A 6135-nucleotide genomic window follows, 5' to 3' on the forward strand; every position below is an offset into this window, starting at 1 on the left:
GGTCAGCGCCTACCTGCACGCCGCCGCCATGGTCAAGGCGGGCATCTACCTGGCCATGCGTTTCACCCCCGCCTTCGCGGACGTCTTCCCATGGAACGTGATCCTCATCACCGCGGGTCTGATCACGGCCGTGATGGGCGCGTTCTTCGCGATCCAGCAGAACGACCTCAAACGCCTGGCGGCCTTCTCCACGGTCAGCCAGTTGGGTCTGCTGGTGGCGGTGATCGGTGTGGGAACCCCGGAGGCCTTGGTCGCCGCGTCGGTGCACACCGTGGCGCACGCGCTGTTCAAGTCGGCCCTGTTCATGGTGGTCGGCCTGGTGGACATACAGACGGGCACCCGTGACCTGCGCAAGTTGGGAGGTTTGGGGCGCCGGATGCCCATCACCGCCATCGTGGCCACGCTGTCGGCCCTGTCGATGGCGGGCATCCCACCCTTGCTCGGCTTCATCAGCAAGGAGAACCTGTTCGAGTCCTTCCTGCACGCCCCCGGTCCGGCCTGGTTCGGTCCACTGGCCGGTGTGGTGGCGGTCTGCGCCTCCGTGTTCACCTTCGCCTACTCCTTCCGGTTCGTCTACCGCACCTTCTTCGGTGACTCGCGAAGCCAGGAGGGCACGAAGGAGGCCGGCGCGCGGGAGGCCCGGATCAGCTTCTGGACACCGGCGATCATCGCCGCCTTCGGTGGTGTGCTGCTCGGTCTGACCGTCCCGGTACTGGATCCTCTGGTCAACGGGGTCGCGGCCGACACCACGCATCAAGCGGCCGACGCACACCTGGTGCTGTGGCACGGTTTCAACGTCGCGTTGCTCATGTCGATGGCGGCGATCGGCTTCGGCGCCCTGGTGGCCTGGCGTTCCCGGGTCGGCGATTCGCTGGCCGGACGCGACTTCGTCCCGGTCTCCGGGGTGGGAGTCTTCGAGTCGCTGTACGAGGGCGTCATCCGGTGGGGCAGGCGTACCGGCGATCTCACCCGAACGGATTCACCGGCCTTCCACCTGGGCGTCCCGATGGTCATGGTCATCTCCTTGGCCACGGTCGGGGTGGTCATCGGCCTGGACCTGCCCGCCCCGGCCGGCCAGACCTCGCTGGGGCTGGACTGGGTGCTCGTGGGCCTGATGGCGATCGCCGTGCTGGCCGCGACCATCACCCGTTCCCGCATGGCCGGGCTGGCCCTGGTCGGTGTCGCCGGGTTCACCGTCGCGCTGTGGCTGTTCTTCCTCGGTGCCTTCGACGTGGCCCTCACCCAGTTCCTGGTGGAGATCCTCACCGTGGTCGTCGCGGTCCTGGTGCTGCGTCGGCTGCCCAGGCGGTTCCATCCGGTCAAGGCCGGACGCAAGGCCCTGACCGCGGCGATCGCGATCGTCTCGGGCTTGAGCGCCGGTGTGGCGGCCTATGCCCTGACCGGACGCCGGGAACTGTCACCCGCGGCGGAGTACTTCCTGGAGAACGCTCCCGCCGACACCGGCGGCACCAACGTCGTCAACACCATCCTGGTGGACTACCGGGCCCTGGACACCTTCGGTGAACTGGTCGTGCTGGGCGTGGCCGGCCTCATCATCATCGCGGTGCTGCGCTCGGGCGGTCTGCTTCCGGTGCACGATTCGCGCCAGGTGGTGGTCTCCCGCACCAACGCCGCGTTCCCGGCCGAGGACAACACGGTGCTCATGCGGACGGTGGGCCGTTACCTCATGCCGCTGCTGGTGGTGTGGTCGCTGTACCTGTTGTTCCGTGGACACAACGAACCCGGGGGCGGTTTCATCGCCGGTCTCGTGGGTGGTTCGGCCTTCGCCCTGCTCTATCTGGCCGCCCCCAGTGACCAACGGGCGCGGATCCGGTTGGCCTACCCGGCGATCATCGGTGTGGGTGTGCTGGTCGCGGCCTTCTCCGGCGTCCTGGGGTTCGTCGACGGCTCCTTCCTCAGGCCCCTGCACGCCGACATCCCGCTGGCCTGGGGTGGTTACTTCCACTTCACCACGGCCTTCGTCTTCGACATCGGTGTCTACCTGGCCGTCGTCGGGGTGTTGCTCACCGCCCTCAACGAACTCGGACTGGAACGGGACCCGGGCCAAGCCGAGAGTGCCCAGGGGAGTTCGGCCCGGAGTGATTCCAAGACCACGTCCGAGGCCGGCGACACCACCGCCACCCTGAACGGTTCCACTACCGGAGGTAAGCGATGACCCTCGCCATCACCATCGCGATCCTGGTCGCGGGGGGCGTCTACCTGATGCTCCAACGTGGCATGGTCCGTATCGTCCTGGGCCTTCTCTTGGTGGGGCACGCCGTGAACCTGCTGTTGATGTCGGCGGGTGGCGTGTCCCGCCGGGATCAACCCCTGCTCCAGTTCGGCTGGGGCTCGGAAACGGCCGACCCGTTGCCCCAGGCCTTCGTGCTGACCGCGATCGTCATCGCTTTCTCGATCGCGATCTACATGCTCACCCTCGCCGCCTCCGGCAGCGACGACGACACCGAGGACGCCTCATGAACGCCGCGCTGCTCCCCCTCTTCGTCGTGGTCCCTTTGACGGCGGCCGGGCTGCTGACCTTCGTTCAGGGGCCCCGCTGGCTTCGACGCACTCTGTTCCTCGGCCCCAGCGCCGCCGGGACGCTCGGCGGTGCCGGACTGATCTGGCTCACCCGTGACGGCACGGTGTTCGCGCACAACGTGGGGTTGTGGCAGAACGGAATCGCCATCCCGTTCGTCGCGGACGTGTTCAGTGCGTTGATGCTGTGGACCACCGCGTTGCTGGCTTTGGTGTGCTCACTGTTCGCAGTGGCCACCGGAGACGACGAGCGCACCTTCTTTCCCGCCCTGGTCCTGGTGCTCACCGCGGGGGTGGCCGGCGCCCTGCTCACCGGTGACCTGTTCAACATGTTCGTGTTCATCGAGGTCATGCTGTTGCCCTCGTACGGACTGCTGGCGATGTTGGGCGCCCTGGGTCGGTTGAAGGCCGGTCGGATCTACGTCACCGTCAACCTGTTGACCTCGACGATCTTCTTGGCCGGCGTGGCACTGGTCTACGCCTCCGCCGGGACCGTGCACCTGGGTGAACTCGCCGGAGCCGCCCAGGAATCACCGGCGGTGGCGCTCGGTATGGGCGTGGTCATCCTCGCGTTGGCGATCAAGGCCGCGGTGGTACCGGTACACGGCTGGTTGGCCCGGACCTACCCGTTCACCTCACCCGCCATCACCGCCCTGTTCTCCGGGCTGCACACCAAGGTGGCCATCTACGCCATCTACCGTCTGTACGCACTGGTCTTCGACGGGGACTCACGGTTCTTGTGGATCGGCGTGGTGGCCTTCACCCTCACCATGCTCATCGGTGTCATGGGGGCCGTGGGGGAGAACACCACCCGTTCCATCCTGGTCTTCCACATGATCAGCCAGATCGGCTACATCCTGCTGGGCGTGGCCCTGTTCACCGAGATCGGGCTCATGGCCGGGATCTTCTACCTGATCCACCACATGATCGTGAAGGCTTCACTGTTCCTGTCCACCGGCGCCATCGAACACACCCACGGCACCGGTGCCCTGGACCGGCTCGGCGGCATCGCCAAACGAGAACCCTTGCTGGGATTGGTGTTCATGGGCGCCGCTCTCTCCTTGGCCGGACTGCCGCCCTTCTCCGGGTTCGTCGCCAAACTCACCCTGGTGATCGCCGCGGTGGACGACGCACAGTGGACCGCCGCGGCGGTGATGATCGTGGTCAGCCTCATCACCCTGATGTCCATGCTGAAGATCTGGGGCGGGGTCTTCTGGGGCAAGGGGCCCAAGAGCGGCCTGGACGAAGAGGCGCCCACCGCCGCCGCCGGATCCACCGAGTCCTCCGAGGCCGCCGGGGCCAGGGAACCCACCGCGAGCACGGCGATACTGACCCGGCCCAAGGTCAAGACGTCCCTGATCGTTCCGGGGCTGATCCTGACCACGATCACCCTGGGCTTCGGTCTGGGAGCGCACGTCCTGTTGGAACTGAGCGCACAGGCCGCCGCCAATCTCATGGACACGTCCACCTACGTCGAGGCGGTGCTGGGGCGATGACCTATCTGACATGGGCACTTCGGGTGCTCTGGTTCCCCTTCTACGCGGGCGCCGAGATCACCAAGACCTCCTTCCAAGTGATGTGGGACATCGTCACACCGGGAAGTTCGTCGACACCGGCCTTCGTCGAGGTACCCATCCGGTGCCGTACCGACTTCGAGGTGACGATGCTGGCCAACCTGATCTCCCTGACCCCGGGGACGGTCACGGTGGCCGTACGACACGACCCTCCCACCCTGTGGGTGCACGGGTTGTACGTGAAGGACCATGACTCCTTCCGCGAGGACGTCAGCGCCATGGAGGACCGCATCCTGGCGGTCACCCGACCCTCCGGGGCGCTGGAGGACACTGTCGACGAGGTGGGACGGCGCTGATGAACTTCATCGACATCGGTATCGCCGCGATCGTGCTGGCCATGGCCATCGCCACGTACCGCATCCTGATCGGCCCCTCCGCGGCCGACCGAGGAGCCGCCTCCGACGTGGTCTTCTTCGGCTTCGTCGGCCTGGTCGCCATGTTGGGCTTTCGCCTGGACACCGAACTGGTCGTGGACATCGTGCTGGTGTGTTCGCTCATCGGCTTCCTGGCCGCCCTTTCCCTGGCCCGACTGATCACCGGAGGTAAACGATGAGCCTGCTGTACACGCTCGGGGTCATCAGCATGATCGCCGGAGCCGTGGTGTTCCTCATCGGGGCGATCGGACTGATCCGGCTCCCAGACTTCTACTCCAGGCTGAGCGGAGTCACCATCGCCGGAGCCCTGGGAACCGCGTTGCTCCTCTTGGGGCTCTTGCTGCACTACCCGACGGTGGGCAACGCGCTCAAGATCGGTCTGGCCTTGTTGATCCAGTTGTCGACCGCCGCGGTGGGAGGCAACGCCATCGTCCGTGCCGGCTACCTGACCGGGGTGAAGCCCACCGAGGGGACGAAGTTCGACGACCTGGCCACGACCGGCACCGAGAAACGGTCCTGACCTCCGAAGAGGAAGCGGGGTTCCGCCACCGGGAGGGTGGTGGGACCCCGTTCGCGTATGCGTGCGTATATCCGTATGGATACGGGATAAACATTCTCGCGCCATTCGTGGTGACCCCCACCTTCGGGGCGATCACCTTTCCCATCCTCAGGACCCGTTGTTAGGCTCCTGCTCAACACCCGCACCACACCTTGGGTATCGACCCATCCGCACCGGCGACGCCGCCCGGACCCGCTTCACACAGCGGACGGCGCCTTCTGGCCGCGCGTCCCCCCAGGTCGATCGCGAGGCCGGCGGTGGCCCCGAGCCGTCGCCACAGAAATCAAAGAAAACTCGAATAACCGCATAAAACACAAAAGTGACGGAATAACGCCACGGTCGCCCTCTCGACGCTGTGTCGACTCGAGGGCGACCAGGAATTGTGAAATGACGGTGACGTGGTACTTCTGATACTGCTTCTGGTCCTCGCCGCCGCCGTGTTCGTGACGTTCCCCCTCGACCGCTTCCTGGGACGCGGCTCGGGTTGGCCGCTCGCGCTGGTTCTCGTGGCTCTGACCGGTGTGGTCCTGGCCCAAGTACCACAGGTGCTCGGTGAAGGGCGCCCGATCGAGTTCGTCCGGCCCTGGCTACCCGAGCTCGGCGTCGAACTGCGCCTGCGCATGGACGGGATCGGCTGGCTGTTCACCTTGTTGGTCACGGGTATCGGCGCGCTCATCCTGGCCTACTCCACCCGCTACTTCCCTCCCGGGCCACGGCTGGGTTTCTACGCCCTGATGACCCTTTTCGCGTTCGCGATGACGGGGCTGGTGCTGGCCGACGACGTCGTGCTCCTCTACGTGTTCTGGGAGCTCACGACCATCGCCTCCTTCTACTTGATCGGCCTTTCCGGCCCCTCGGGCAGCCGTCCGGCGATCCGCACGTTCCTGCTCACCGTGGTGGGCGGACTCGCCCTGATGACCGCGGTGGTGCTGATGGCACTGCGTGTGGGCACCACCCGACTGAGCGAGATCCTCACCGACCCCGTGTGGGCGCAAGACCCCGTGTTCGCCTCGGCGGTGGCCGCCCTGGTGATCCTGGCGGCTTTCACCAAGTCGGCGCAGTTCCCCTTCCACTACTGGCTGCCGGACGC

7 protein-coding genes are annotated in these 6135 nt (G+C 66.3%); all 7 read left to right on the forward strand.

The annotated features are described in order from the left end of the window. A partial coding sequence (gene mbhE / locus D472_RS26420; RefSeq protein ID WP_017607011.1) for a hydrogen gas-evolving membrane-bound hydrogenase subunit E occupies positions 1-2176 on the forward strand: 2176 nt, incomplete at its 5' end. Beyond that, positions 2173-2481 carry a sodium:proton antiporter gene (locus D472_RS0124195; RefSeq protein ID WP_017607012.1) on the forward strand — a complete coding sequence of 103 codons (309 nt, stop codon included), beginning with the start codon at positions 2173-2175 and terminating at the stop codon, positions 2479-2481. The genes mbhE and D472_RS0124195, both read left to right, overlap by 4 nt. Next, complete coding sequence (locus D472_RS0124200; RefSeq protein ID WP_017607013.1) at positions 2478-4034, forward strand: monovalent cation/H+ antiporter subunit D family protein; 1557 nt, start codon at positions 2478-2480, stop codon at positions 4032-4034. The genes D472_RS0124195 and D472_RS0124200 overlap by 4 nt, the downstream gene beginning before the upstream one ends. Beyond that, complete coding sequence (locus D472_RS0124205; RefSeq protein ID WP_017607014.1) at positions 4031-4408, forward strand: Na+/H+ antiporter subunit E; 378 nt, start codon at positions 4031-4033, stop codon at positions 4406-4408. The genes D472_RS0124200 and D472_RS0124205 overlap by 4 nt, the downstream gene beginning before the upstream one ends. Next, positions 4408-4665: a monovalent cation/H+ antiporter complex subunit F gene (locus D472_RS0124210; protein ID WP_017607015.1), complete on the forward strand. Its 258-nt coding sequence runs from the start codon at positions 4408-4410 to the stop codon at positions 4663-4665. Before D472_RS0124205 ends, D472_RS0124210 begins: the two co-directional genes overlap by 1 nt. Further along, the gene (gene mnhG / locus D472_RS0124215; RefSeq protein ID WP_017607016.1) at positions 4662-5006 is read left to right on the forward strand and encodes a monovalent cation/H(+) antiporter subunit G; all 345 of its coding nucleotides are present in this window, start codon (positions 4662-4664) and stop codon (positions 5004-5006) included. Before D472_RS0124210 ends, mnhG begins: the two co-directional genes overlap by 4 nt. A 437-nt stretch (positions 5007-5443) precedes the next feature. After that, positions 5444-6135 (forward strand): proton-conducting transporter transmembrane domain-containing protein (locus D472_RS0124220; RefSeq protein WP_026118028.1); only part of this gene is annotated, 692 nt, incomplete at its 3' end.

The organism is Nocardiopsis alkaliphila YIM 80379, from assembly GCF_000341005.1.
Lineage (GTDB): Bacteria > Actinomycetota > Actinomycetes > Streptosporangiales > Streptosporangiaceae > Nocardiopsis > Nocardiopsis alkaliphila.

Coding starts and splice junctions, on each gene's coding strand:
- D472_RS0124195 (WP_017607012.1), top strand. CDS start 2,173: ATGACCCTCGCCATCACCATCGCGATCCTGGTCGCGGGGGGCGTCTAC.
- D472_RS0124200 (WP_017607013.1), top strand. CDS start 2,478: ATGAACGCCGCGCTGCTCCCCCTCTTCGTCGTGGTCCCTTTGACGGCG.
- D472_RS0124205 (WP_017607014.1), top strand. CDS start 4,031: ATGACCTATCTGACATGGGCACTTCGGGTGCTCTGGTTCCCCTTCTAC.
- D472_RS0124210 (WP_017607015.1), top strand. CDS start 4,408: ATGAACTTCATCGACATCGGTATCGCCGCGATCGTGCTGGCCATGGCC.
- mnhG (WP_017607016.1), top strand. CDS start 4,662: ATGAGCCTGCTGTACACGCTCGGGGTCATCAGCATGATCGCCGGAGCC.